Below are 24,092 nucleotides of genomic sequence, written 5' to 3' on the forward strand. Positions count from 1 at the left end.
GGGAAGGGCCCGGGAGACGAACTCCTCCCGGGCCCTTCCCCGCGCCGTCGCTCAGACCTTGCCCGCGGCGAAGGTGGCCGCCGCGTCGGCGTTCGCCGTGTAACCGAGGTGCGCAAGCGTGTCGTTGCCGCCCGCCTCGCACACCGGGTCACCCTTGGCGCAGAAGTCGATGGTGCGGCTCTGGTACGTGCCGGTGACGCTCTTGCCGATCGCCCGGATCGGGTTCCCGAACAGCAGGACCGCGGCCACCCGTGACTCCAGCGCCGCCGGAATGGTCGCCACGATGGGGCTGCCGACCACCGCACCGGCACTGCTGATGCCGATGGAGTTGTCGACCACGTTCGCGCCCTGCGAATAGCCGACCAGAATGAAACGCTGATTCGGACAGGCAGCGGCCTGGCTGTTCACGTGGTTCACCAGATCGGCGTTGCCCTGCGCGGCCGAAGTGAGGGAGAGGTCCGCGGGGTAGTTCACCTTGTAGCTGGTCAGACTCCGGCCCGTGATTTTCCTCTGCAGGGCGGAGTACACCGGGTCGCCGACGATCAGACCGAGCGTGCCCGGCTCGAACGTGCCGCGAGCGGCGACGACGTCGATGTCCGAGCAGGCCGCGGCGGACGCCTGGGGTGCCGTGACGGTGGCCACTCCCGCCCCGCCGATCAGCGAGAGCGCGGCGAGGTACAAGCGAATACGCATGGGGGGATCCTTTGCGGGTGGGGCGTGTGAAACGCCTGTGGAAAGGATGTCCCGAAGGTATTCGCTTGACCAAGCACGGTGTTATGGACGGGAATTCAGGAATTCCTCGTTCTTTTGTGCGGTGGTGAGTGCCAGAATGAGATCCAGACGGGAGCCGGGATCGTGCAGGGCCGCGCCGAAGACTTTCTCCAACTGACGCAGCCGATAACGCACCGTCTGCGGATGGACATGGAGACGGGCGGCGACGTCGGGCACGTTGCTACCGCTGAGCAGCCACGCCAGCAGCGTCTCGGCGAGCCGCTCGCGCTGCCCCTCCGACACCGTGTCGAGGGGCGCGAGGGCCCGCGCCCGCAGCTGGTCGAGCATCGGCTCGTCGCTGTGCAGCAGCAGGGTCGACAGGTGGTCCGCGCAGCGCACCACCCCCTGCCGGGGGAGGATCCCGCGGCCCATCAACCCCAGTGCCCGGGTGGCCCAGCGCAGCGACCGGGCGGCCTCCTCGAGCGGCACCGTCGGCCCGATCGCGGCCGGCCGCCCGCGCAGGGCGAGGCTGAACGCCCGCCCCCCGAAACGCCCTGAGCCGTCCGGGTCGGGTATCAGCATCCGCGGCGGCCGGGACTCCATGTCCACCAGTGCCCCCGCGGCGGCCAGCGGCCGGTCCTCCTCCCGCTGGTCCGGGGTGGCCGCGAGTGCGACCACCGCGACCTGCTTAGGCACCGACCACCGCGCGCCGTGCGCCAGGTCCTGCACGGCGGCCGGCGCGACCGGCACGTCCCCGAGCAGCAGGTCCAGCAGGCGTCTGCGCCGCCGTTCCAGCTCGTCCGTGTCCTTCGAGCGGGCCTCCGCATACCCGGCCGCCGCCGCCTCGGCGACCTCGTGAACGGTACGGAACGCGATTTCGCCCAGAGCCGACACCACCGCCGAGTCGAGGCCGAGCTCCTCCGCCGTACGGCCCATCCGCCGCCAGGCGTGCAGCCCGCCCACACGCAGCGCGGACTGCAACGCGTCGAGGCTGCGCCCCTCCAGGGCCTCGCCGCGTCCGAGTTCGTAGTACGTCGCCGCGATCTCGTCCCCACGCCTGCGCGGGTCGGCGATGTGGTCGACGAACAGGGTCAGCGCCTGCACCACCCCGGCTCTGAGGTGTTCGCGGTAGGTTCCGTCGGCCGGGCGCGCGTACTCGGGCACCTGACGGCGGACCTCCTCCTCCACCTCGTCTGCGACGTCCGGCAGGTCGCCACGCAGGAGTTCGGCCAGGTCCGGCGGCACGGAGGCGGCCCCGAGGTCCTCCGGAAGACCGCGTGGTGTGGGGGTGGCCAAGGGGGACCCTCCTTTCACCCGGAAGCGGCTCACCCGCGGGCCGTTGCCCGTGGGACGAGGGGTAAGTCCTGTGTTGGACGGACGTCCCCTGCGTTGCGTTCCGTGCCCCGACGGTACCGACATCACTGCGGCACCCCCAGCCCCCGCGCAAGCATTGGCCACGACGCGGTGAACTCCTGCTTCCAGTAGGCCCAGCTGTGCCCTCCTCCTGCGTAGAAGTGCGTGGTGACCGGGATGCGCAGCAGCGCGAGCGTGTCGGTGAAGCTGTGAGCGGAGGGCCACAGGGCGCTCTCCAGTGCCTCGGGGAGCCAGTCGCCCGTGCCGCCCACCAGCCCGCTGCCGCTGGAGACGTACAGGGCGGTGCCGCGCAGCCCCGCCGCGCGGTCCCGCGGGTTGAAGTCGCGCCAGGTGAGCAGGTTCAGGAAGGGATTGCCCCACAGCGAGGTGGGTGCCAGGTTCTCGCGGGCCACGATGGCGTCCACGAGGGCGGGCACACCGGGTGCCATGGTGTCGAGGATCCCGCTGTAGGAGGCGGCCGCGGTGAACGTGCCGGGGTGCCGTGCCGCGTGCGCCATGGCACCGTAGCCGCCGGTGGACACCCCCGCGACGACCCGTACGCCGGAGGCCCGGTAGTCGCGGGCCAGCAGTGCCGGAACCTCCTTCAGCTGGAAGGTCTCGTAGTCCGGGCCGCCGCGCCAGGCGGTGGGAATGCCGGTGGGCCCCGCGTCGGGCATCGCCACGATCAGGTTCCGGCCCTCGGTGAAGGCCTCGATGTCCGTCTCGCGTGTCCAGGACGTGTAGTCGTCGTGGGCGCCGTGCAGCAGATACAGCACGGGGTAGGTGCGGGTGGGCTCCGCGTCGAACCCCGACGGCAGGATCAGCCGCACCGGTGCGCTGCGGCCCAGCGCGGCGGAGGGCACGGACACGTCGACGGTGCGTGACCCGAGCGCGGCGGCGGTCCGGGCGCCGAACAGGACGGCCAGACCGGCACCGGCCGCGGCCTTGGTGACGGTACGTCGGGACACTGCGGTGGTGCGACGGTGCATGGCGGCTCTCCTCGGATCACGTTCAGTGGGTCCCTGCGGCGAGTTCCTGGCCCAGGTGGGCGGCGATCTCGTCGACGTGCGGCGGGTCGAGCAGCGACAGGTGGTGTCCCGCGACCGGTACGACGGTCAGGCGCGGGCACACCTCGTCCCAGCCCAGCGCCTGGTCGTCGCGCTCGTAGGCGGGGTCACGCACGGTGTGCGGGGCAGGCTCGGTGGCCCGGTACAGGACCACCCGCCCGTCGTAACGGCCCGGCCGGTGGGCCTCGCCGATCCTCAGGTCCAGGTAGGAGGAGCGCTGGTGCTCCAGGGCGGCGGGCGGTACGTCGACGGACCCGCGCAGGATCTCCAGCACGGTGTCGATGCGCTCACCGTCGTCCTCCATCGCGACGAGGGCGTCGTACGGCAGGTCCAGCGGGACCCCGTAGGCGTCGCGGACGTGGCGGGCGAACCCCTCGAAGTGGGCGCGGAGCCGGTCGGCCGGTGTGCGGTCCGGCTGGGGTAGGGGGCGTACGGAGTCGATGAGGACCACGAGCTCCACCTCCCGTCCCGCGGCGGTGAGGTGCCGTGCGGTCTCCTGGGCGACGAAGCCGCCGAAGGACCAACCGCCCAGCAGACAGGGCCCGTCGGGGTGGACGGCTGTGACGGCCTCGGCGTAGCGGCGCGCCTTCTCGGTGACTGTCGGCGCGTCTTCGAGACGTTCGAGGCCGTACACGGGCCGCTCGTCGCCCAGACGTTCGGCAAGTGCCCGGTAGACGTCGGTCGTTCCGCCGGCGGCGTGCACGAGGAAGACCGGGGGACGGTTGCCGGTGGCGCGCAGCGGGCGTACCGGGCCCGTCCGGAGACGGTCGGCCACCTCCTGGACCGTGGAGGCGCCGAGCAGGTCGCGCAGCGGCAGCTCGATGGCGAACTCGCGCTCCAGGGCGGTGCGGACACGGACGGCCATCAGCGAGTCGAGCCCGAGGTCGGCCAGCGCGGTGGCGGGGGTGACCCGGCCGGCGGGGTGGCCGGTGACGGTGGCGATGTGATGGCACAGGCGGCCGGCGACGGAGGTGTCCTCAGGGGCCTCGGGTACCTGCGTACGGATCTCCGGGCGCACCTGCGTCGGCGCCTTCGTGGGCGAGGCCCCCCGGCCGTCCGTCCACCAGTGCCGCACATGCTTCCAGCGGGGCGCGGGCAGGTCGACGACCCGTCCCGGTGGCAGCGGCAGCCGCTCGCCCGCGCAGTACAGGGCTCCCATCTGGGTGAGGAAGCCGGCGCATCCGTCGGCGTCCCGCCGCAGCGTGCCGATCGCGAGGGCGCCGGGCACGTTGTCGGTGAGGGCCCGGGCGAGGACCGGGTGGGGGGAGATCTCGACGAAGGCCCTGTGGCCGTCGGCCGCGGCCGCGGCGACGGCCCGGTCCAGTCGTACGGGCCGTCGCAGGTTCGCGGCCCAGTGGGCGGAGTCGAAGAGACAGTCGCCGCGCGGGTCGTCCAGGACGGTGGAGTAGACGGGCACCCGAGGTGCTCTGCCGCCGACATCGGTCAGGGACTCGGTCAACTCGGCCAGCAGCGGCTCGACCTGGGGCGAGTGTCCGGCCCCGACGACCCGCATGGACCGGGCCGCCCGCCCCTGCTCCTCCAGCCACCGCACGAGCCGCGCCACCGCCGGTTCCTCACCGGTGACGACCTTCTGCCCCGGCGAGGAGTGAACGGCGACATGCACACCGGGGAAGTCCCGTGCCAGGGCGTCGAGTTCACCGTCGTCGAGGTCGACGACCGCCATCGCCCCGCCCCGCAGCCGGCTGAGCAGCCGGGCCCGTTCGGCGACGATCCGGGCGCCCTCCGCCACGTCCAGGGCGCCCGCGCACACGGCGGCGGCCACCTCGCCCAGGGAGTGGCCGATGACGGCGGCGGGTTCGACGCCGTAGGAACGCCACAACTCGGCCAGCGCCACCTGGAGTCCGAACAGGACGGGCTGGGCCACCTCCAGGCTGTCCAGCTCGCTCCCGGACGCGAGACGGTCGTGCAGGGACAGGCCGCACTCCGCGTCGATCTTCTCCACGGCGGCGGCGAAGGCGGGTTCCTCGGCCAGCAACCGGCGTCCCATGCCGGCCCACTGGCTGCCGTACCCGGAGAAGACCCACACCGGTCCCGGCCCCACGAGATCACGCTCACCGGTCACGACCCGGCCGTGCGGGCGGCCCTGCGCCAACGCGGCCAGTCCGTCCGCGAGTTCGTCCCGGTCCCCGGCGACCACGGCCGCGCGGACGCCTCCGCGGCCCGTCCGTCCGGCCAGTGTGCGGGCCACGTCGGCGGGGTGCGCGGTCGCTGTCCCGAGCCAGTCGGCGAGCCGGGCCGCGGTGTCCCGCAGCCGCTCCCCGTCCACGTCGGACAGGAGATGCAGCCGGGCGCCGGGTTCCTCGGCCGGGCGCGCGGGCAGGATGCCGGGCCGCCATTCCTCCAGTACCGCATGGGCGTTGGTGCCGCCGAACCCGAACCCGGAGACGCCCGCGGTGGCCGTACCGGCGTAGCGCGGCCAGGGCTCGCCCTCGGTGACCACCCGCAGTCGTACGTCGTCCAGGGCGCTGCCCTCGGCGCAGTGCAGGGACGGCGGGATGACGTCGTGGTGCAGGGCGAGCACGGTCTTCACCAGCCCGGTGACGCCCGCGGCGGACTCCAGGTGCCCCAGGTTCGACTTCACGGAACCGAGCAGCAGCGGCTGGTCGGGGTCGCGGTCCGCGCCGAGCACCGCCCCGAGCGCGCCGGCCTCGATCGGGTCGCCGAGCGGGGTGCCGGTGCCGTGCGCCTCGACGTAGTCGACGTGGGCGGGGGTGAGTCCGGCCCGTGCGTACGCGGTGGTCAAAAGGGCCTGCTGAGCCGCCGGGTTGGGGGCGAGGAGGCCGTTGGAGCGGCCGTCGGAGTTGACGGCCGTGGCGCGGATGACGGCGAGCACGCGATCGCCGTCCCGCTCGGCGTCGGACAGCCGCTTCAGGATGACGGCCGCGCAGCCCTCGCCGCGTCCGATGCCGTTCGCGTCCGGCGAGAACGGCTTGCACCGCCCGTCCGGGGCGAGGGCGCCCGCCCGCCGGAACGCCATGCTGACGACAGGGGAGAGCAGCAGGTTGACGCCCGCGGCGATCGCCGTGTCGCTCTCGCCGGTGCGCAGACTCACGCAGGCGTGGTGCACCGCGACCAGCGAGGAGGAGCAGGCGGTGTCCACGGCCATGCTCGGCCCACGGGTGTCCAGCACGTACGCCAGCCGGCCCGCGGTCACGCTGAGCGCACCGCCCGCCGGGGCCCAGGGGTCGACGGCCGCCGGGTCGGCGCCGGTGAGCGAGCCGTACTCCGGGGCGGAGACCCCGACGAAGACACCGGTGGCGGTGCCCGTGAGGGACGCGGCGGGGACGGCGGCGTGCCCGAGCGCCTCGTGGACCACCTCCAGGAGGATCCGCTGCTGCGGGTCCATCACGGTCGCCTCGCGCGGGGTGATCCGGAAGAAGTCCGCGTCGAACCCGGCGATGTCGTCGAGATAGCCGCCGTACGGGGGCGCGTCCTCGGGCGGGAAGGGGGTGAAGTCGCGCCAGCGGTCTGCGGGGACCCGTCTGATCGCGTCGACGCCGTCGGTCAGCAGCCGCCAGTAGTCCGCGGGGCCCTGCACCCCGCCGGGGAGACGGCAGCCGACCCCTATGACGGCGACGGGCTCCGAGGGAGGAGCGACCGTGGCGGGCGCAGGCGGCGCACTCGGCGTCGGCATTCGGCACAGATGCGCGGCCAGAGCCTCTGCGGTGGGTGCCTCCCACAGCAACGTCGGCGGCAGCTCCCGTCCCGCCAGCCGGGCGAGATCCCCGGCCAGCGCGACCGCGTCCCGCGAGGACATCCCGAGGTCGGCCAGCGGGCGGTCCATCGGAACGTCCTCGACGGCCGTGCCGGTCCACCCGGCGACACGCTCCGCGACCAGCCGGCGCACCGCGCCCGCGTCCACGGCCCTCACGCGGCGCCGCCCGCCGCGTAGACGCCCGCCAGATAACGCTCACGTGTCAACGCCCGCGACACCTTGCCGCTGGACGTCCGCGGCACCGTGCCCGGCGGGACGAGGAGCACATCGGCGAGCCGCAGCCCGTGCCGCCCGGATACGGCCGCACGCACGGCCCGTGCCAGTTCCGGTACGTCGATCTCGGCGAGGCTCGTGGTCCGGGCGTGTTCGGCCACCACGACCACCCGCTCACCGGAGCCGCCCGCCACCCCGAACGCGGCGAGCCGGTCGCGCCGTACCGCCGGATGCGCGTCCTGGACGGTGGCCTCCAGGTCCTGCGGATAGTGGTTGCGTCCGTCGACGACGATGAGGTCCTTCAGCCGGCCGGTGACGATCAGCTGCCCGTCCAGGACCGTCCCCAGGTCACCGGTGCGCAGCCGTCCGTCCCTGCCGAAGACGCGCCGGGTCTGTTCGTCCCGGTTCCAGTAGCCGCGGCCCACGTTGGGACCCCGCACCTGGATCTCGCCGACCTCGCCCTCGGACAGGTGGGCGCCGGAGAGCGGATCGACGATGAGGACCTCCTGGCCCACCGGAGTACCGCAGCCCGCCAGCAGCACGGCCCGGGGATCGTCCGGCCGGGCGGGCAGCGCCTTCCCCTCCGCGAGCGCGTCCCGGCCGAGGGCGAACCGGCGCACCGGCTCCCCGGGCCGGGCCGCGCTGACGAACACGGTCGCCTCGGCGAGGCCGTACGACGGACAGTGCGTCGTGGGTCCGAGACCCTGAGCGGCGAAGGCGGCCTGGAACCTGTCGGCCGTGGTGGGACGGACCGGCTCGCTGCCGTTGATCAGCGCCATGACTCCGTCGAGCCGCAGATCCGCCTTCTGGTCCTCGGTCACCGTCGAGGCGCAGTAGTCGTAGGCGAAGTTGGGCGCCGCGCTCAGCGCCCGCGGATGGGCGGACAGCAGCCGCAGCCAGCGCGCGGGTTCGTGCAGGAAGGCGACCGGGTCCATGAGCACCGACAGCAGCCCGCGCACCACCGGGGCGGCGACGCTGAGGACGAGGCCCATGTCGTGGTAGAGCGGCAGCCAGCCCACACAGGTCACGGGATGGACGTCGGCGCCGTAGGCGCCCAGCGCCTGGCGGGCGTTGGCGACGACGTTGGCGTGCCCGATCTCCACACCCGCCGGGGTGCGCGTCGACCCGGAGGTGTACTGGAGGTAGGCGACCTCACCGCCGGGAGGCGGCAGTTCCGCCGCGGCGGCGTCGGGCACCTGGTCGACGGCGACGACCCGTGCTCCCGAGCCGCCGCACAAGTCCCCTACCTGGTCCAGAACCTGACTTGTCGTCAGCAACACGGCCGGTTGTGCGTCGGCCAGGACGGCCGCCAGCCGGTCACCGTGCCCGGGCAGGCCGGGCGGATACATCGGCACGGCGACCATGCCGGCCGCGAGCGCTCCGAGGAAGCCGGTGACGTACTCCAGCCCCTGGGGGCACAGCACCGCGACCCGGGCCCCGGGTTCGGTCTCCTCGGCGAGCCGGGCGGCCACCGCCCGTACCCGCACGTCCAGCCGGCGCCAGGTCAGGGTGCGGTGCACACCGCGCGAGTGCGGGGCTGGATGGTCGACGAAGGTGAACGCGCGGCGCTCCGGGGTGGCCCCGGCCCAGTGGCGTACGTACTCCGGCAGACTCCGGAACGCGGGGGCGAGCGGGGGACGGCGGATGTCCATCGGGCAGGTCTCCTCGCGAGGCAGGTCAGAGCGGGATGTTGCCGTGCCGGCGTTCCGGCATCGGGGCGCGCTTGCCGCGCAGCGCGCGCAGGGCACGGCAGATGTGGGCACGGGTGTCGCGCGGGGCGATGACGGCGTCGACGTAGCCGCGTTCGGCGGCGAGATAGGGCGTCCCGTGGGTGCTCTCGTAGGCGTCCACGAGACGGGCCCGCAACGCTTCGGGGTCGTCGGCGGCGGCCAGTTCGCGCCGGTGCAGCACGCCCACCGCGCCCTCGGCGCCCATCACCGCGATCCGCGCGGTGGGCCAGGCGAGGTTGATGTCGGCGCCCAGGTGCTTGGAGCCCATCACCGCGTACCCGCCGCCGTACGCCTTGCGCACCACCACCGTCACCTTCGGCACGGTCGCCTCGGCGTACGCGTACAGCAGCTTGGCACCCCGCCGGATGATCCCGGCCTGCTCCTGCCGGACCCCGGAGAGATAGCCCGGCACGTCGGCGAAGGTCAGCAGGGGAATGCCGAAGGCGTCGCAGAACCGTACGAACCGTGCGGCCTTCTCGGAGGCGTCGATGTCCAGGACCCCGGCCGCGTGCAGCGGCTGGTTGGCGACGACCCCGACGGAGGTGCCCTCGACGAGGGCCAGCGCGCAGATGATGTTCGGCGCGAACAGCTCCTGGACCTCCAGGAGTTCACCGTCGTCGACGACCGCGCGCAGGATGTCCCGCATGTCGTAGGCCTGCCCGAGCCGGTCCGGCACGAGCTCGTCGAGCGGCACGCCGTCGGGCGGTGGCAGCGGGGCGTACTGCGGTGGCCGCTCCAGGTTGTTGACGGGCAGGTACGACAGCAGCTCCCGTACCGTGTCCAGGGCCTCGGTCTCGTCGGCTGCGAGGAAGTGGGCGTTGCCGTTGAGGGAGTTGCTGGTGCGGGCGCCGCCCAGCTCCTCGGCGCTGGTGCGCTCCCCGGTGACCGCCTCGATGACGTCGGGCCCGGTGACGAACATGTGCGAGGCGCCGTCCACCATCACGGTGAAGTCGGTGATGGCGGGTGAGTAGGCGGCCCCTCCGGCACACGGGCCGAGGACGACGGAGATCTGCGGGATCACCCCGGACGCCTGGACGTTGCGGCGCACCAGCTCGGCGTAGAGGGCGAGCGAGACGACGCCCTCCTGGATGCGGGCGCCGCCGCCGTCGTTGAGCCCGATGACCGGGCAACCGGTCCTGAGGGCGAGATCCATCAGGGCCACGGTCTTCTCGCCGAAGGCCTCGCCCATGCTGCCGCCGAAGACCGTGGAGTCCTGGGAGAACACGCAGACGGGGCGCCCGTCGACCGTGCCGTAGCCGGTGATCACACCGTCCCCGTAAGGGCGGTGGGCGTTGTCCCCGGTCGGCCGGGCTCGGACGAACAGACCGGTCTCGGTGAACGAGCCGGAATCCAGCAGCAGGTCGATCCGCTCCCGGGCGCCGAACGTGCCGCGTCTTCTCGGCCTGTTCCCGGCCACGGCCTGCGCCCGGCGGGCTTCGAGCGCGAGGACGCGGTCGGCGGTGCGGTCGGGCAGACGTGTCGTCGTCACCTCTAGTGTCACAGCCACCTCCGAAGTGGCCTTCGAATATGGCAGCGCCTCCGGCGCGGGCCGAGCCCAACGCCGGTCTGTTTGCGCGAGGTGAGTCCCGGGCGGCCGGCCTTAGTCCGTCAGTGACAAGGGCCCGTGCCGACGGAGGGCGCCCCTGTGCACTGCATTTGAGACAACCTGGCCTCGGCAAAGGTGCAGACCTATTTCGGGGGGAGGCCTTTTCGCAGGCCGTCGGATGCCGGGCGGATGAATCGAAGCACGTGAATGAGTCAGTTCTCCGATTCGGTTCGACCGGCCCGTTGATAGTTCAACGGAGGCGCTGCGACAATCCCGGTCCTGGCCTCGTCGTCGCCACCTCCCCGACCCCCAGGCAGACCGCCCTACAGGCTTGTTGCCCAGCGCGCAATTCGCATCACGTGAATTCCGCATTCACGCATCCCCCACAAATCCGCACTGGACATGACTCCGGCGTGCCTTGAGGACACGACCGGCCGGCAGCGAAGAAGGTGCATGTGTCACGGCACTCCATGGGGCTCGGCGGGCCGCCGACCCCCTACGAAGCGGGCCCCGAACCGGCGGACCCGCACTCGGTGTCCCGCCGGCCCGCGTATCAGACGCTGCGCCGAAGCCACCGGCGCTTCGGTGTCCGGGCCACGGCTGTCGCCGTCGGCGGGTTCCTGCTGTACGTCCTGCTGTCCAGCTTCGCGCCCGGCCTGATGAACACCCCCCTGAGCGGCCATCTCACGCTCGGACTGGCGCTGGGGCTCGGGCAGTTCGTGCTGATGGGCGTCGTCGTGTGGTGCTACCTCGTGCACATGCGCACCCAGGTCACCCCGGTGGTCCGCGGTCTGCGCGGACTGGTCCGCCACCAGGAGACCGCGGCACGCGAACGCGCCGCCTTCGAGGCGCGCACGGCCTCGCGCGAGCAGGAGTTCCGCTCATGGTGACGCTCGGCGCCTCCGTCGTGGACCGCGTCAGCCTCCAGCTGACGCTCGTGCTCTTCCTGTCCGTGGTCGTCGTGACCCTGTTCACCGCGTTGCTGACCGCACCCCAACGCGACGAGATCGGCGAGTTCTACCTCGGCAACCGGGCCATGTCCCCGCTGCGCAACGGGCTGGCGATGTGCGGCGACTACGTGTCGGCCGCGACCCTCCTGGGCAGCACCGGACTGGTCGCCCTGACCGGCTACGACGGACTGCTCTACCTGTGCGGCACCGCGGTCGCCTGGATGATGGTCCTGCTGCTGATCGCCGAACCCCTGCGCAACACCGGCAAGTTCACCCTCGGCGACACCCTGGCGATACGCCTGACCCGCCTGCAGCGGCCGGTCCGTCTCGCCCTGGCGCTGTGCACACTGGCCGTCACCACCCTCTACCTGGTGGCCCAACTCGTCGGCAGCGTCGCCCTGCTGACCCAGTTCACCGGCGAACCCAGCCCCGCCACCCGGACCCTGTGCGTCATCGTCATCGGCACCGTCGTCATCGTCTACGCCGCCATCGGAGGCATGCCCGGCGCCACCTTCATCCAGGTCGTCAAGGCGGTCATGCTCATCTGCGGTGTCACCGTCGCCGGGGTGATGGTGATGCACCGCTTCGACTGGAACGTCGAGAACCTGCTGGCCGCCGCCGCGGACAACAGCGGACAGGGTGCGCGGTTCCTGGAGCCCGGGCTGCGTTACGGGGGCAGCGTCACCAGCAAACTCGACTTCCTCAGCCTCCAGTTGGCCATCGTGCTCGGCCTCGCCGCCCTCCCGCACGTGATGATGCGCCTGCTCGCCCCGAAGTCGGTGGACGTCCTGCGCACCTCGGTGGTGTGGGCCATGGGCCTGGTCAGCCTCGTCTGTCTGGCGGCCGGCGTCCTGGGCCTCGGCGCCACCGCCGTCCTGGGCAGCGACACCATCGCGGACAACGACCGCACGGGGAACGCGGCCGTCCTGCTGCTGGCACACGAACTGGGCGGCGCCGTCCTGACCGCCCTGCTGTCCTGCCTCGCCTTCGTCACCCTCCTCGCGGTCGCCGCCGGCCTCACCCTGGCCGCCGCCTCCTCGCTCGCCCACGACCTCTACGGCGCGGTGATCCGCAAGGGCCGCGCGACGGAGACGGAAGAACTCGCCGTGGCCCGGCTCGCGGCGGCCGTCATCGGCGTTCTCGGTATGCTGCTCGCCCTGGTCTCCTGGGGCGCCAACTCCGCGACCCTGGCCTTCCTCGCCTTCGCCATCGCCGCGTCCGCCATCCTGCCGACCCTCGTCTACAGCCTCTTCTGGCGGCGGTTCACCGCGCAGGGCGCACTCCTCAGTCTCTGCGGGGGCCTGCTCACCTCGGTCCTTCTCGTCGTCCTGTCACCGGTCGTCTCCTCCGCTCCCGCCTCGTTCTACCCGGACGCCGATTTCGCCTGGTTTCCCTTGCAGAATCCCGGAATCGTCTCGATCCCGGCCGGCTTCCTCCTCGGCTGGCTGGGTTCGATACTCGGCCCTCCGGAAGCAAAAGAGACATACGAGGACTTCGAAGTGCGCACCCTTGTCGGAGCCGACTAGGCGTTTTCTTCCCACTTTTCCGGGAACGGTGTGGCGGACACGTGGATATTTCGTCGACAGCGGAGCACGGCTTGCGGCAACAACGCCCGTGCAGTAATTAGGTGATGTATGAACTTGTTCAACCGTGGCACCATGTTCCGCCGCACGGACCGCGCGGAAACCGCCGACGATTCCCAGTCCCCCACCGGGTCGTCGGGTACTGCCACAGCCGTCCTTCCCGACCCCGGACTGGCGGCCCTGACCGGGGAGTGGGCCATCGACCCCGCACACAGCAGGATCGGCTTCTCCGTACGCCATGCCATGGTGACCACCGTGCGCGGGGCGTTCCTGGAGTACCAGAGCCGCCTCTACTTCGACGGCCGCGATCCGTCCCGTTCGAAGGCGGAGATCATCATCTCCACCGGCAGCGTCGACACCGGAGTGGAACAGCGCGACGGCCACCTCGTGGGGCGGGACTTCCTGGACGCCGCGACCTACCCGCGCATGCGGTTCGTCAGCACCGCCGTGGACGTGGTCGGCCCGGACGTGTACCGGATGACCGGCGACCTCACCATCAAGGCGACCACCCGTCCCGTGGTCCTGGAACTCACCTACATAGGCCATGTCACCGACCCGTTCGGCTACCAGCGGGCCGGCTTCGACGGCACCACCACCATCAACCGCTCCGAGTGGGGCCTGACCTACAGCACCCGGCTCGCCGAGGGCGGTGCCATGGTCAGCGAGAAGGTACGCCTGCAGTTCGACATCGCCGCGATCCGCACGCCTCCGGTCGGCTGACCCGGGACCCGACGCTCGGAACGGGCCACGGACTCGGACGAGTTCGTGGCCCGCTCCCGTGCTCAGGGGCTGTCAGCGCCCGCGCACCAGCCCGGCCAGATAGCGCCACAGCGACGAGCGCGGCCGTCCGGCGGCCTCGTCGGCCGGGGCGGCGCCGGCCGCCGCGGGCAGGGGCGGGGGAGGAGGCACGGGCTGGGCCGGCGTGCCCGAGACCGTGTACCGCACCGGGAGCGACCGCAGACCGCGCATGAACGGCGACGAGCGCCACGGCAGTTGGTCGACCGGCAACGACAACTCCAGCCCCGAGAGGCGCTCGAAGAGCCTGCTCACACCGATCGCCGCCGCGCCCCCGGCCAGTTCCCGGGCCGGGCACTGCCGCGGGCCGGCACCCCAGGACAGATGGGCCCGCGTGCTGATCGTCGACTCGGGGCAGACCTTCCCCGCGAAGGCGGGATCCGCGTGCGCGGCGCCGACCGACACCCACACCGGATCGCCCGCCGCGACGGTGTAGTTGCCCAGCCGCATGTCCTTCAGCGGGAACCGCGGCACGAAGTTGATCAGCGGCGGCTTCTGCATCACCACCCGGTTCATGGTCTCCCTGATCAGCCCCGCCGACAGGCTGGCGCTCGCGGGGAGGTTGCCGGTGATGACCTCGACGACCGTGTTGGAGATCAGGATGCCGACATGGTCCGAGGTCATCCCGAGCAGCATCATCAGCTCGCGCGACAACTCCTCGACGCTCAGGCCGGGATGGGAGGCCAGCAGATAGGAGGGGAAGTCGTCGCCGGGCTCCTTCATCTTCCACGCGCCGAGCTCCGACAGCGTGGCCAGCAGGCGCTCCAGGGCGGGCCCCGCGTCCGGACCGGCGTCCAGCACCCGCCACATGTCCATCAGCGCGTCGTCGTGCTGCGAACCGGGGAAGCCGAGGAGATGACTGGCGACCATGAGCGGCAGCGGCCGCGAGAACTGCGCGGACAGATCCGCCCATCCGGTACGGCCGCCCTGGGTGAACAGGGAGATCAGTTCGTCGGCGTCACGGGTGATCTGCGCCTTGAGCCGCTTGGCCACCGGGTGCCGGGGGTCCTGGAAGGGCCGCAGGGCGGTGTCCCAGGCCACCTTCAGTTCCCGGTAGCCCTCACCGCCCTGGATCAGCACATGGTTGACGTCCAGCGACGGCGCGAGCGGCCAGTCCTCGGGCAGCCGCCCCTCGCGCCGCGCCCGCCAGTTCTCGAGCCCCTTGGGCCAGGCGTGGTCGTCACGGAGGACCTCGTAGGCCTCCTCGTAGCCCAGCACGAGCCAGACGGGCACTCCCAGCAGGTCGACCGGCGCGACCGGGCCGTGTGCCTGGCGCAGCCGCTCGTACACGATCGCCGGGTCCCGTTCGTAGTCCCGGGTCATGAGCGGTTCGAGGCTCATCGACTCCAGCGACTCGTGGCCGGCCGCCGATCCGCTGTCCAGTTGAACCCCCATGACTTCCTTCCCTCGGTCAGGCGCTACGCAAGAGTAATGTGACCGCCTGCGCTGTATCCATGGCGGGGGGTGATTATTGATGCCTCGCTTCGGGAAGCCGGGGGCACGACGAACGGCACCGTCCGAGGACGGTGCCGCTCCGGTGCGAAGTCGTCCCCTACGGGGTCCACTTGATGTTCGGGTTCACATGGCCGGTCCAGTTGAAGACGGCCATGTTGTCCCAGCCGTTGCCGCTGTTGTTGACGTCGGCCGGGTCCCAGCCGTTGCCGGTCACGGCGTACCAGGTGGGCTCCCAGTAGAAGACCCCTATCGCGCCGTTGCTGCGGGCCGCGTTCTGCACGGCGGTGAAGTTGTCCGCCTGGCCCTGCCAGCTGAGCGGGTAGCCCGAGCAGCCCGTCGTGATGGAGTTGGCGGTGCTGTCCGCGTTGGCCGAGGTGAACGGGTAGGCCGTCTCGGCGATGACCACGTCCTTGCCGTACCGGGACTTCATGTCGGCGACGACACTGCCCATGTTGGCGATCGTGCCGTGCCACGGGCAGTAGTAGGACAGCCCGGTGATGTCCCAGTTGACGCCCTTGGCCTTGATGCCGTCGTAGAACCAGCGGGCGTTGGCATCACTGTCGGCGTCGGCGGTGTGGATGATCACCTGGGTGGCGCTGTTGCACGCCTTGGTCGCGTTGTAGCCCGACTTGAGCAGCAGACTGAGGTTGGTGAAGTCGTTGTTGACGACCTTGCCCTCGTTCCACAGCATGCCGACGTTGATCTCGTTGCCGATCTGCACGCTGTCCGGGGTGGTGCCCTGCGACTTGAGGCTGTTGCAGACGTCGTACGTGTAGTTGTAGACGTCGGTCTGCAACTGGCCGATCGTGTGGCCGGCCCAGGCCGCGGGCTTGTTCTGGTTGCCCGGGTCCGCCCAGGTGTCCGAGTAGTGGAAGTCGACCAGCAGCTTCAGCCCCTTGGCCTTCACCTGCTTCGCGTACGACAGCACCTTGGCCTTGTTGTTGTAGCCGCTGGCGGGGTTGTTCCACACCCGCAGGCGGACGTAGTTGACGCCGAGGCCCTTGAGGATGTCCAGCGGGTCCTTGGCGGTGCCGCTCGCGTCGTAGTACTTGGCACCGAGGTCGAGGGCGCGCTGGGCGGTCGACACATCGGCACCGCGCATGGTGAGCGTCCCGGCGGCGGAGGCGCTGGTGGACGTGGTGAGCAGGGATGCGGGCAGGGCGAGTGCCGCCAGGAGCATGGCGGTCCTCGCGAGGCGGCGCGGACCTGTGACGGTCATCCCGACCTCCTTGTCTGACATGACCATGTGGATGACGTCTGGGAACGCTCACAGTAGGAGTCGGCGTCAGGGTTGTAAATACATGCGTCGGGCGCATTTCTACGTGGTTAAAGAGGTGCTGGCCGAGCGTCTTTCATGTGTACGTACACAGACTGAGTGCGTACGCCCGCTGCCCTCTATGCGTGTCGCGCATACGCGGTGCGTCCGGAGTGGTAGGTTCCACGCCATGCGGATGACGCTCGACGAGCGGGTGCGGTCGGCGGTGGCCGCCCTCCTGTACGCGACCGGTGAGTCGCAGACGGAACTGGCCTGCGCGCTGGGGGTGAGCCAGGCACAGGTGAGCCGTCGTCAGTCCGGCACCGCCGCCTGGAGCCTGGCCGACTGCGACGCGGTGGCCGCGCACTACGGCATCGACCCGCTGGACCTCCTGGCCGGTCCGACCCGGGCCACCGAGACACTGCCCGCCCAGCGGCGCCGCGTCCCCGGCCGTGTCGTACGCCCCGCGGCCGCTCCGGACGGGGGAGTGCGATGACCGACTTCGACGCGATCGACGCGCTGCTCGCCGAGGCGAAGCAGGAGGTCCCGCTGCCACCGGCCGAGGAACGGCGCGCCCTGCGCGAGGAACTGAACGTCTCGCGCACCCAGCTCGCGAAGGTCCTGGACGTCAGCGCCTCGACGGTGGGCGGCTGGGAGTCGGGACGGGAGCCGAGCGGGGAAGTGCGGGAGAAGTACGCGTACTTCCTGGAGGGGGCACGGACGAAGCTGACGGCCGCGGGGTCCGCGGACCAGGTGGACCCCGTGGACGACGTGGCGGACGGCGAGGTGGAGGCGGGCCTCGACGACGTCGACGTGCTGTCCGAGCCGCGGCCCTGCGTCCTGTGCGGTCGGCCGGCCCGTCACCAGGTCGAAGGCTTTCCCCAGCACCTGGACGCCGCGGACTGCGCAGGGGGCGACCCCGCGCGACCGGTGCCCTCCGCGCCCGAGGGAGCGCCGAGCGGTCCCGCCGCCGCCACCGCCCGCGGAGTGAAGGTCGTGCCCGTCGGACGCCGGGTGCAGCCCGCCGACCCCCCGGACCTGATCGCCTCCGCCGTGGCGGCCGCGCTCGACCAGCACTCCGGTGACGTGGAGGCGGCGACCGCCGCGCTGGTCAAGCGGGCGATCCCGGACGCGATGGCGCTCCTCGACCACAGCCGCAAGGGCGGCCGGTACGATGTCGTCGCCCACCCCTGGCTGCCGGACATCCTGCGCAAGCAGACCGCGCGCGGTGCCGACCAGATCTGGGAGGCCCGCCCCAAGTGGACCCGGCCCGAACTCCCGCCCGGCGAGCACGAGGTGACCGCGCTCGACGTCAACGGCGCCTACCTGTCCGCCCTCAAGACCCACCTGCCGCTCGGCCAGTTGGAGCACTCCACCGGCGGCGACCACGACCGCCGTCGCGCCGGCGTCCACCTGATCACGCCGCCCGGCTGGGACCACGACGCCTACCTGCCGAACCCGCTGGGCAGCCGGGACGAGCCGGGCCCGGTGTGGGTGACCGAGCCGTCCCTGCGTCTGCTGCTGCGCCTGTCGGGCCCGAAGTACGGGCTGTGCGACCCTCCGGAGATCCACGAGTCCTGGACCTCCGGTGCCACCGAGAACCTCCTGGAGAAGTTCCGCATCGCCCTCAAGGACGCCCGCGACCGGGCGATCGCCGAGGACGACGAGGTGACGCTCGAGTACGTGAAGGCCATGTACAGCAAGTTCGTCTCCACGATGGGGGAGTCGAACTACAACCGGGAGCTGTACCGCGCCGACTGGATGCATCTCATCCGCTCCCAGGCCTTCGTGAACCTGTGGTGGAAGGCGCACCGGGCCTACGACGAGGGTCTGACGGTCGTCCGCGCGATGGGAACCGACGAGCTGCACGTGGCCGGTGACTGGCGTGCGGTGTTCGCCGAGGGGCGCGGTGTCACCGAGGTGAAGGTGAAGGACGTCTACGCCGTCGGCACCGAGCCGTCGAACGGATCAGGGTGAGGGACGGTAGCCTCTGGACGTTCTGTGGTGCAGGTCGGAGAGCGTCTCGATCGGCGGCGGGCGTAAGGAGACAGGGTGCCGGAGAGGAACATCGAGTTCGGGAAGTACGGGGCTCGGGGCATCAGGGGACACGAGGCCGTGGCCCGGCAGCTCGACGCGCTCGCCACCTTCATCGCCACCCCGATCACCACCCGGCGTGGCCTGCTGGCCCGGCTGCACTACCTCACCCGTACCGAACACGCCCGGGCCACCGCCCGCGAGGCCGGCCTCACGGTCACCGATCGCACGCTGAAGGCGTGGCTGGAAGAGCGCCGCAGCCCCTCGAAGCGCAACCTGGAGAAGATCGAGAGCGCGTACCGCACCGTGCGCCGGCAGAACGTCGCGCGGTATCTGCTCCTGCGCCTGACCCGTGAAGGCCGCGGCACCCGGGTCGAGTTCCACCCGCTCAACCAGAGCCAGGTGCCCCGCACCCGCCAACGGGCCGTCGAGTACCGGACGCTGAACGTCCGTCACTGGGACCGCGTCGTACGGGCGTGGGCCGCGGGCGACGACGCCGCGCTCGACGAGGCATGGGTCAACGACGTCGTGGTCGATCTCGGCAGCCAGTGGGGCGAGTACGAGTTCGTGACCGCAATCGGGTTCGCGGCCTGAGACATCACCCGGACAGAATGACCACCATGGTCAACGGCCCGCGCCCCTTCCACGACCGTCTCGTCGCACAGCCGCGCCCCACCGGCCTGGCCCTCGCGCCCGACGGCACCCGCCTGATCCTGTCCGTGCAGGCCCTCGACGACGAGGGAACCCGGTACATGTCGGAGCTGTGGGAGGTGGATCCGGCGGGCGACCGCGCCCCTCGCAGGGTGCCCGGCTCCCGACAGGGCGACTCCGCCCCCGCGTTCGCCGCCGATGGCACCCTGCTGTTCCTCGCCGACCGCGAGAGCGGCGAGTGCGACGAAGAGCCGGGACCGTCCCTGTGGTCGCTCACCGACGGCGATGCGGCCGAGCGGATCGCCCACCACCCGGGCGGGACAACGGCGTTCACCGCCGCCGCCCGCGCGGACGCACTCGCCTGTACGGCCGCTCTGCTGCCCGGCGCGAAAGACCTCCGGACCCACGCCGACCTCCTCCGACGGCGTCGCCGCGCCGGCGTCAACGCCGCCAACCGGACGGCCACGCGCACCGACCGCTTCCGGGCGCTGGTCTCCCACGCCGGACTGTGGAACCTGGAGTCCTTCCAGGGCGCCACCGACATGCACGCGTACTTCCGGAAGATCTTCGGTGACCCGCGGAGCCGGCGGGAGCGCTACGAGGCCGACTCGCCCCACCTCGACGCGGCGAGACTGACGACACCGATGCTGATCGTGCACGGCGGCCAGGACTCCCGGGTTCCCGAGAGCCAGTCCCGGGAGCTCCACCACGACCTCCGACGCCAGAACGTGCCCACCGGGTTCCTGTACTTCCCGGACGAGTCCCACGGCGTCGAAGCCCCGAACCACCTGCGCCTCCTCTACGAGACGGTCCTGGGCTTCCTCGACCACCACGTCCTGGGCGAGGAGTGGAGACGCCCGGAGCTCCTGTGACCCCTGGGGTCTCAGACGGTGGGGATGCCCAGATCCGAGGCGACCGAGTCCGCGCGGACGAAGACGGACACCGGGTACTGCTCGTCGCAGTACTTGTTGCCGGACGACACGATTCCCACGACCTTGCCACCGCTGATCAGCGGCCCGCCGGAATCTCCGGGGCAGATGCTGTCGGTGGTGCCGGGGCGGGGCATCCCGCACAGCATCGCGGCGGGGTCGGTCTCGGGGTCGGTGTACGGGCGGCAGTCGGCGACGGGGGAGAGGACGAGCTTGGTCTGCTTGAGGCGGGTTCCGCTGACACCGGGCCCGGTGCGTCCCCAGCCGAGCACGGTGGCCTTGCGGCCGTCGGCCATCAGCTTGCCGTCCTGGGGGCCGGCCACCGGGATCGTCCGGTACGGCATCGGCCGGTCCAGGGTGAGGACCGCGGCGTCGTGGGCGTAACCGGGGCCGCCGTAACGCGAGTCCAGCCGGGCCGACGTGACCGCCCGCTCCGTGCCGTCGGTGCCGTCCACCCGGGTGCGGCCGCCGATGACCGTCAGCGTGGACACATCGCCGGCGCTCTCCACGCAGTGGGCGGCCGTGAGCACCTTCCTGGGCGCGACGAGGGTGCCACCGCAGAACTGCCTGCCCTCGAACTCGATCAACATCGCGTACGGCCGTGCCTTCGTGGTGGCCGGGCTGCCGCCCTTGATCGCGGAGGCGGGAGCGGCGGTGGCCCAGAGCGCGGCAGCGGCGAGCACGGCGGTGGTGACGACGGCGGCCGTGCGCGTTCCGGGACGGGTGTTTCTGGCAGCGTGAATCGACATTGCGGTTTCCCCCTGAAGTGTGGTCGGTGGGGAGGACGAGCGTCGGGGGCCCATCGGTTTCGCGGAACGCCGTGTTGCGGGCCGTGCCCGTCTGATGGGGGCCCTGGTCGCGACCGGGTCCAACTCGTCGTTATCGCCTACCGGACAGGTCTGGCCCGAGCCACCTCCGACGGCGGAACCGACCGCAGGCCGTAGCCCCCTCCACCTCCTCCCTCCCCTCAGGTCAGGTTCAGGCCGCCGTCCAGCACGATGACCTCACCGGTCAGATAGCCGCTGCCGATCACCGACGCCACCAGGTCGGCCACGTCGGCGGGTCGGGCCGGGCGGTGCATCGGTGCGCGGTCCCGCCACAGCTCGTGCGCCTGTGCCCAGTCCTTCGTCATCGGCGTGTCCACGAGACCCGGCGCCACCGCGTTCACCCGCACGTCGGGCCCGAGCGCGGCCGCGAGCAACCGGGTCACGTGGTTGAGCGCGGCCTTGCTCGCCGCGTACGGCACCGAGGAACCCTTGGGCCGTACCCCGGCGTGGCTGGTGATGTTGACGATGCTGCCGCCCCCGGGGGACCGCCGTAGCGCCGGAAGAGCCGCGGTGCACAGCACCCAGGGCGCGATGAGGTTGACCTCCAGCAGCTCCCGCCAGTCCGCCGGAGTCGCCGCCGCAAGGTCCGCGTGCGGGATGGGCCGGCTGATGCCCGCGTTGTTCACCAGCACGTCCAGTCGCCCGAACCGGTCCAGCGCGCTCTCGACCAGCCCCCGGGCCTCGTCCTCGACGCCGAGGTCCGCCTGTACGTAGGCCCCGCCGAGCTCCGCCGCCAGCGCCCGTCCGGCCTCCGCGCTACGTCGCGAGTGCACGACGACCCGCGTCCCGTCCGCCGCGAGCCGCCGTACGACGGCCTCGCCGATCCCCGACGTGGACCCGGTGACCAGGGCGACGGGCCGGTCTCCTGCTTCGATGCTCATGACAGTGGATCTTGTCACGGCGCGCCCGAGGCAGGTCCACGGACAACGGTCAGCAGCTGGGCCCCCGGACCTGCGCGGCGGTCGAGCGACCGCGGCCCCAGGCGGCCAGCGGCCGGAGCGCGTCCTTGAGGCGCTCGCAAGAGCAGGGCGTCAGCCCGGAACTCATCCGTCCCTACTTCGAGTTGATGCGCCGCCGGCTGGCCGGGGGCGGCGGGGAGGAAGACCTGACGGGCGTGATCGACCTGCTGGTGCGCTGACGGCCGCGCGCCGCCTGAGCCGCCCCGGTGCCCGGCCGTGCGGGTGCGGGCAGGCGTCCGCACGGCCGGGCACCGGGTCACGGCTTGATGCCCACCCCGGTCCACAGGCTGACCTCGGCGTCCGAGGCGGTCGGCTCCTTGTCCGGGCGCCAGCGATGACCGACCGAGACGCCCGGGTCGAGCAGGTCCAGGCCCTCGAAGAAGCGGGCCACGTCGGTCCGTGAGCGGAACTGCACCGGGGTACCGGCGTTGGTGTAGATGTCCGTGACCTTCTGCCACGTGTCCGGATCGAAGTCGGGTGTGCAGTGGCTCAGGGCCAGCGCGCTGCCCGAGGGAAGCTCGGCCAGCAGCCGGCTCACGATGCCGTACGGGTCCTGCGCGTCGGTGACGAAGTGCATGAGGGCGTTGAGGGACAGCGCCACCGGCCGGTCGGTGTCCAGCGCCTCGGCCAGCTCGGGCGCGTTCAGCAGCGCGCCCGGATCGTTGACGTCGGCCTCGATGTACGCGGTGCGGCCCTGGGGCGTGTTGCGCATCAGGCGCTCGGCGTACTTGAGGACCAGGGGGTCGTTGTCGGCGTAGACCACCCGGGCGTCGGGCACCACCGACTGCGCGACCTGGTGGAGGTTCGGCTCGGTGGGAATGCCGGTGCCGACGTCCAGCCACTGGCGGATGCCGTGCTCCTTCGCGAGCACCCGGGTGGCGCGGTGCATGAACGCGCGGTTCTCCCGGGCGCACGTGAAGATCCCGGGGTAGACCGACGCGACGGCCTCGGCCGCCTGCTTGTCGACGTCGAAGTGGTCCTTGCCGCCGAGGTAGTAGTCGTACATCCGGGCGGAGTGGGGCCGGCTGGTGTCGATCTCCCGCGCGGCGTGGGAGTGGGTCATCCTGTCCCTTTCAAGTGGTGTGCGTGGGGGTGTCGGGCAGGTCGCTGCCGGGGCAGGTCCGGCTCGGGTCGTGGGTCAGCCGGCCGTGAGATGGTCGGCGAGGCCCCGCTTGACGCCCGCGACGAACGCGGCGATCTCCTGCGGGGTGTAGATCAGGGCGGGTCCGGCCGGATCGGTCGACTGCCGCAGCGCCACCCGGCCGTCGGCCAGGAGTTTGGTCTGCACGCACTGGCCGCCGTTGGGACCGCTCCACGGGGACTCCCAGCCCTGCTCGCCGAGGTCGGTGGCGGGCATCCCGTTGTAGACGTGACAGTCGGTGCTGGTCATGAGTACTCCTTGCGCATGCGGTTCAGGAGTGCCTTGCTGTCCGCGCCCGAGGTCAGCAGGGACATGCGGTTGTGCGCCTCCAGATGCGCCGACACGTCCGAGCGCTGATCGAGGTACATCGCGCCGGAGAGGACCTCGGTGTAGACGATGTCCGGCAGCTCCGGTTCCTCGAAGCGGAAGTAGGTGAACGGGGCGCACGCCCCCACGTGGGCGCCGGCGGTGAACGGCACCACGTCGACGCTGACGTGCTCCAGCTCCGAGACCTCCAGAAGCCGTTCGATCTGCTCCCGCATGACCTCGGGGCCGCCCACCACCCGGTGCAGTACGGCCTCTTCCATCACCACCCACAGCGTGGGCGCGTCGGGTCCGGCCAGCAGGCTCTGGCGGCGCAGTCGCAGGTCCACTCGCCGCCCGAGGTCCTCGTCGGCCTCGTTGGGGAAGCCCCCGCGCAGCACTCCGCGCGCGTACGCGTGGGTCTGCAGCAGCCCCGTGACGTAGTGGGGCTCGTAGGTGCGCAGGGTCCTGGCCCCAGCCTCCAGGCTGACGTAGGCGCTGAACCAGTTGGGCAGGACGTCCCGGTAGGTGTGCCACCAGCCGGGCTCGTTGGCCCGCTCGGCGAGGGCGACGAACTCGTCGATCTCCTGCTGGTCGGCCCCGTAGGTCTCCAGCAGCTTCTCCACGTAGAGCGGCTTGAGGGAGACCTCGGCCTTCTCCAGGCGGCGTATGGTCAGGGACGTCACCCGCAGGGCCTTGGCCGCATCCTCCAGCGAGGCCCCCGCGCCCTGCCGCCGCTCCTGAAGGCGCCGGCCCAGGATCATGCGCAGCACGGTGGGAGCACTGGTACCACCGGTGCCCGTACGGCCTTCGCTCACGTCCTGACCTCCTGAAGGGGTGTCACCGGCACGAGT

20 protein-coding genes and 1 pseudogene are annotated in these 24,092 nt (G+C 71.7%); 8 read left to right on the forward strand and 13 right to left on the reverse strand.

What is annotated here, in order from left to right; translation table 11 throughout:
* Nucleotides 1–51: 51 nt before the first annotated feature.
* The 6 genes from D1369_RS39360 to D1369_RS39385 form a co-directional block, all read right to left on the reverse strand.
* The gene (locus tag D1369_RS39360) at nt 52–693 is read right to left on the reverse strand and encodes a cutinase family protein (RefSeq protein WP_118083000.1); all 642 of its coding nucleotides are present in this window, start codon (nt 691–693) and stop codon (nt 52–54) included.
* An 81-nt stretch (nt 694–774) separates the two neighbouring features.
* Nucleotides 775–2,007, reverse strand: a complete 1,233-nt coding sequence (locus D1369_RS39365) for a PucR family transcriptional regulator (protein WP_007379659.1) — start codon at nt 2,005–2,007, stop codon at nt 775–777.
* Between the two features lie 122 nt (nt 2,008–2,129).
* The gene (locus tag D1369_RS39370; RefSeq protein ID WP_007379658.1) at nt 2,130–3,053 is read right to left on the reverse strand and encodes an alpha/beta hydrolase family protein; all 924 of its coding nucleotides are present in this window, start codon (nt 3,051–3,053) and stop codon (nt 2,130–2,132) included.
* 22 nt (nt 3,054–3,075) lie between these two features.
* Nucleotides 3,076–7,023 carry a type I polyketide synthase gene (locus D1369_RS39375; RefSeq protein WP_118083002.1) on the reverse strand — a complete coding sequence of 1,316 codons (3,948 nt, stop codon included), beginning with the start codon at nt 7,021–7,023 and terminating at the stop codon, nt 3,076–3,078.
* Nucleotides 7,020–8,732, reverse strand: a complete 1,713-nt coding sequence (locus D1369_RS39380; protein ID WP_118083004.1) for a fatty acyl-AMP ligase — start codon at nt 8,730–8,732, stop codon at nt 7,020–7,022. The genes D1369_RS39375 and D1369_RS39380 overlap by 4 nt, the downstream gene beginning before the upstream one ends.
* A 25-nt stretch (nt 8,733–8,757) precedes the next feature.
* Complete coding sequence (locus D1369_RS39385; protein ID WP_118083006.1) at nt 8,758–10,299, reverse strand: acyl-CoA carboxylase subunit beta; 1,542 nt, start codon at nt 10,297–10,299, stop codon at nt 8,758–8,760.
* A 512-nt stretch (nt 10,300–10,811) separates the two neighbouring features.
* Here D1369_RS39385 and D1369_RS39390 point away from each other — a divergent pair.
* From D1369_RS39390 to D1369_RS39400, 3 genes are all read left to right on the forward strand, one after another.
* The gene (locus D1369_RS39390; RefSeq protein WP_240436130.1) at nt 10,812–11,246 is read left to right on the forward strand and encodes a DUF485 domain-containing protein; all 435 of its coding nucleotides are present in this window, start codon (nt 10,812–10,814) and stop codon (nt 11,244–11,246) included.
* On the forward strand, nt 11,240–12,832 hold the full coding sequence (locus tag D1369_RS39395; protein ID WP_007379653.1) for a cation acetate symporter: 1,593 nt from the start codon (nt 11,240–11,242) through the stop codon (nt 12,830–12,832). The genes D1369_RS39390 and D1369_RS39395 overlap by 7 nt, the downstream gene beginning before the upstream one ends.
* A gap of 108 nt (nt 12,833–12,940) precedes the next feature.
* Nucleotides 12,941–13,609: a YceI family protein gene (locus tag D1369_RS39400; RefSeq protein WP_007379652.1), complete on the forward strand. Its 669-nt coding sequence runs from the start codon at nt 12,941–12,943 to the stop codon at nt 13,607–13,609.
* Between the two features lie 72 nt (nt 13,610–13,681).
* On the opposite strand, the gene D1369_RS39405 is transcribed toward D1369_RS39400, so the two are convergent.
* A complete protein-coding gene (locus D1369_RS39405) occupies nt 13,682–15,079 on the reverse strand; it encodes a cytochrome P450 (protein WP_118083008.1) in 1,398 nt (465 codons plus the stop codon).
* A 157-nt stretch (nt 15,080–15,236) separates the two neighbouring features.
* Entirely contained in the window at nt 15,237–16,358 is a 1,122-nt protein-coding gene (locus tag D1369_RS39410) for a glycosyl hydrolase 53 family protein (RefSeq protein WP_037898733.1), read from the reverse strand.
* A gap of 226 nt (nt 16,359–16,584) precedes the next feature.
* On the opposite strand from D1369_RS39410, the gene D1369_RS39415 reads away from it, so the two are divergent.
* The 4 genes from D1369_RS39415 (at nt 16,585) to D1369_RS39430 (ending at nt 19,951) form a co-directional block, all read left to right on the forward strand.
* On the forward strand, nt 16,585–16,890 hold the full coding sequence (locus D1369_RS39415) for a helix-turn-helix transcriptional regulator (RefSeq protein ID WP_082319347.1): 306 nt from the start codon (nt 16,585–16,587) through the stop codon (nt 16,888–16,890).
* On the forward strand, nt 16,887–18,371 hold the full coding sequence (locus D1369_RS39420; protein WP_007379648.1) for a helix-turn-helix domain-containing protein: 1,485 nt from the start codon (nt 16,887–16,889) through the stop codon (nt 18,369–18,371). Before D1369_RS39415 ends, D1369_RS39420 begins: the two co-directional genes overlap by 4 nt.
* A gap of 75 nt (nt 18,372–18,446) precedes the next feature.
* Nucleotides 18,447–19,022: a hypothetical protein gene (locus D1369_RS39425; RefSeq protein WP_007379647.1), complete on the forward strand. Its 576-nt coding sequence runs from the start codon at nt 18,447–18,449 to the stop codon at nt 19,020–19,022.
* Nucleotides 19,023–19,039: 17 nt separating this feature from the next.
* Complete coding sequence (locus tag D1369_RS39430) at nt 19,040–19,951, forward strand: prolyl oligopeptidase family serine peptidase (protein ID WP_037898731.1); 912 nt, start codon at nt 19,040–19,042, stop codon at nt 19,949–19,951.
* A gap of 11 nt (nt 19,952–19,962) precedes the next feature.
* Here the strand turns inward: D1369_RS39430 and D1369_RS39435 are convergent, their stop codons facing one another.
* A complete protein-coding gene (locus D1369_RS39435; RefSeq protein WP_007379645.1) occupies nt 19,963–20,757 on the reverse strand; it encodes a serine protease in 795 nt (264 codons plus the stop codon).
* A gap of 218 nt (nt 20,758–20,975) precedes the next feature.
* Nucleotides 20,976–21,716 (reverse strand): SDR family oxidoreductase, encoded by a 741-nt coding sequence (locus D1369_RS39440; RefSeq protein WP_037898729.1) that lies wholly within the window; start codon nt 21,714–21,716, stop codon nt 20,976–20,978.
* Between the two features lie 134 nt (nt 21,717–21,850).
* Here D1369_RS39440 and D1369_RS39445 point away from each other — a divergent pair.
* Nucleotides 21,851–21,973, forward strand: a pseudogene (locus D1369_RS39445) (dehydrogenase); the annotation flags it as partial.
* Nucleotides 21,974–22,050: 77 nt separating this feature from the next.
* On the opposite strand, the gene D1369_RS39450 reads toward D1369_RS39445, so the two are convergent.
* The 3 genes from D1369_RS39450 to D1369_RS39460 form a co-directional block, all read right to left on the reverse strand.
* The gene (locus D1369_RS39450; protein WP_007379643.1) at nt 22,051–22,857 is read right to left on the reverse strand and encodes an SAM-dependent methyltransferase; all 807 of its coding nucleotides are present in this window, start codon (nt 22,855–22,857) and stop codon (nt 22,051–22,053) included.
* A 75-nt stretch (nt 22,858–22,932) separates the two neighbouring features.
* Entirely contained in the window at nt 22,933–23,184 is a 252-nt protein-coding gene (locus D1369_RS39455) for a DUF397 domain-containing protein (protein ID WP_007379642.1), read from the reverse strand.
* Nucleotides 23,181–24,056, reverse strand: a complete 876-nt coding sequence (locus D1369_RS39460) for a helix-turn-helix transcriptional regulator (RefSeq protein WP_007379641.1) — start codon at nt 24,054–24,056, stop codon at nt 23,181–23,183. The genes D1369_RS39455 and D1369_RS39460 overlap by 4 nt, the downstream gene beginning before the upstream one ends.
* Between the last annotated feature and the right edge of the window lie 36 nt (nt 24,057–24,092).

The organism is Streptomyces sp. CC0208 (genome assembly GCF_003443735.1).
GTDB lineage: Bacteria > Actinomycetota > Actinomycetes > Streptomycetales > Streptomycetaceae > Streptomyces > Streptomyces sviceus.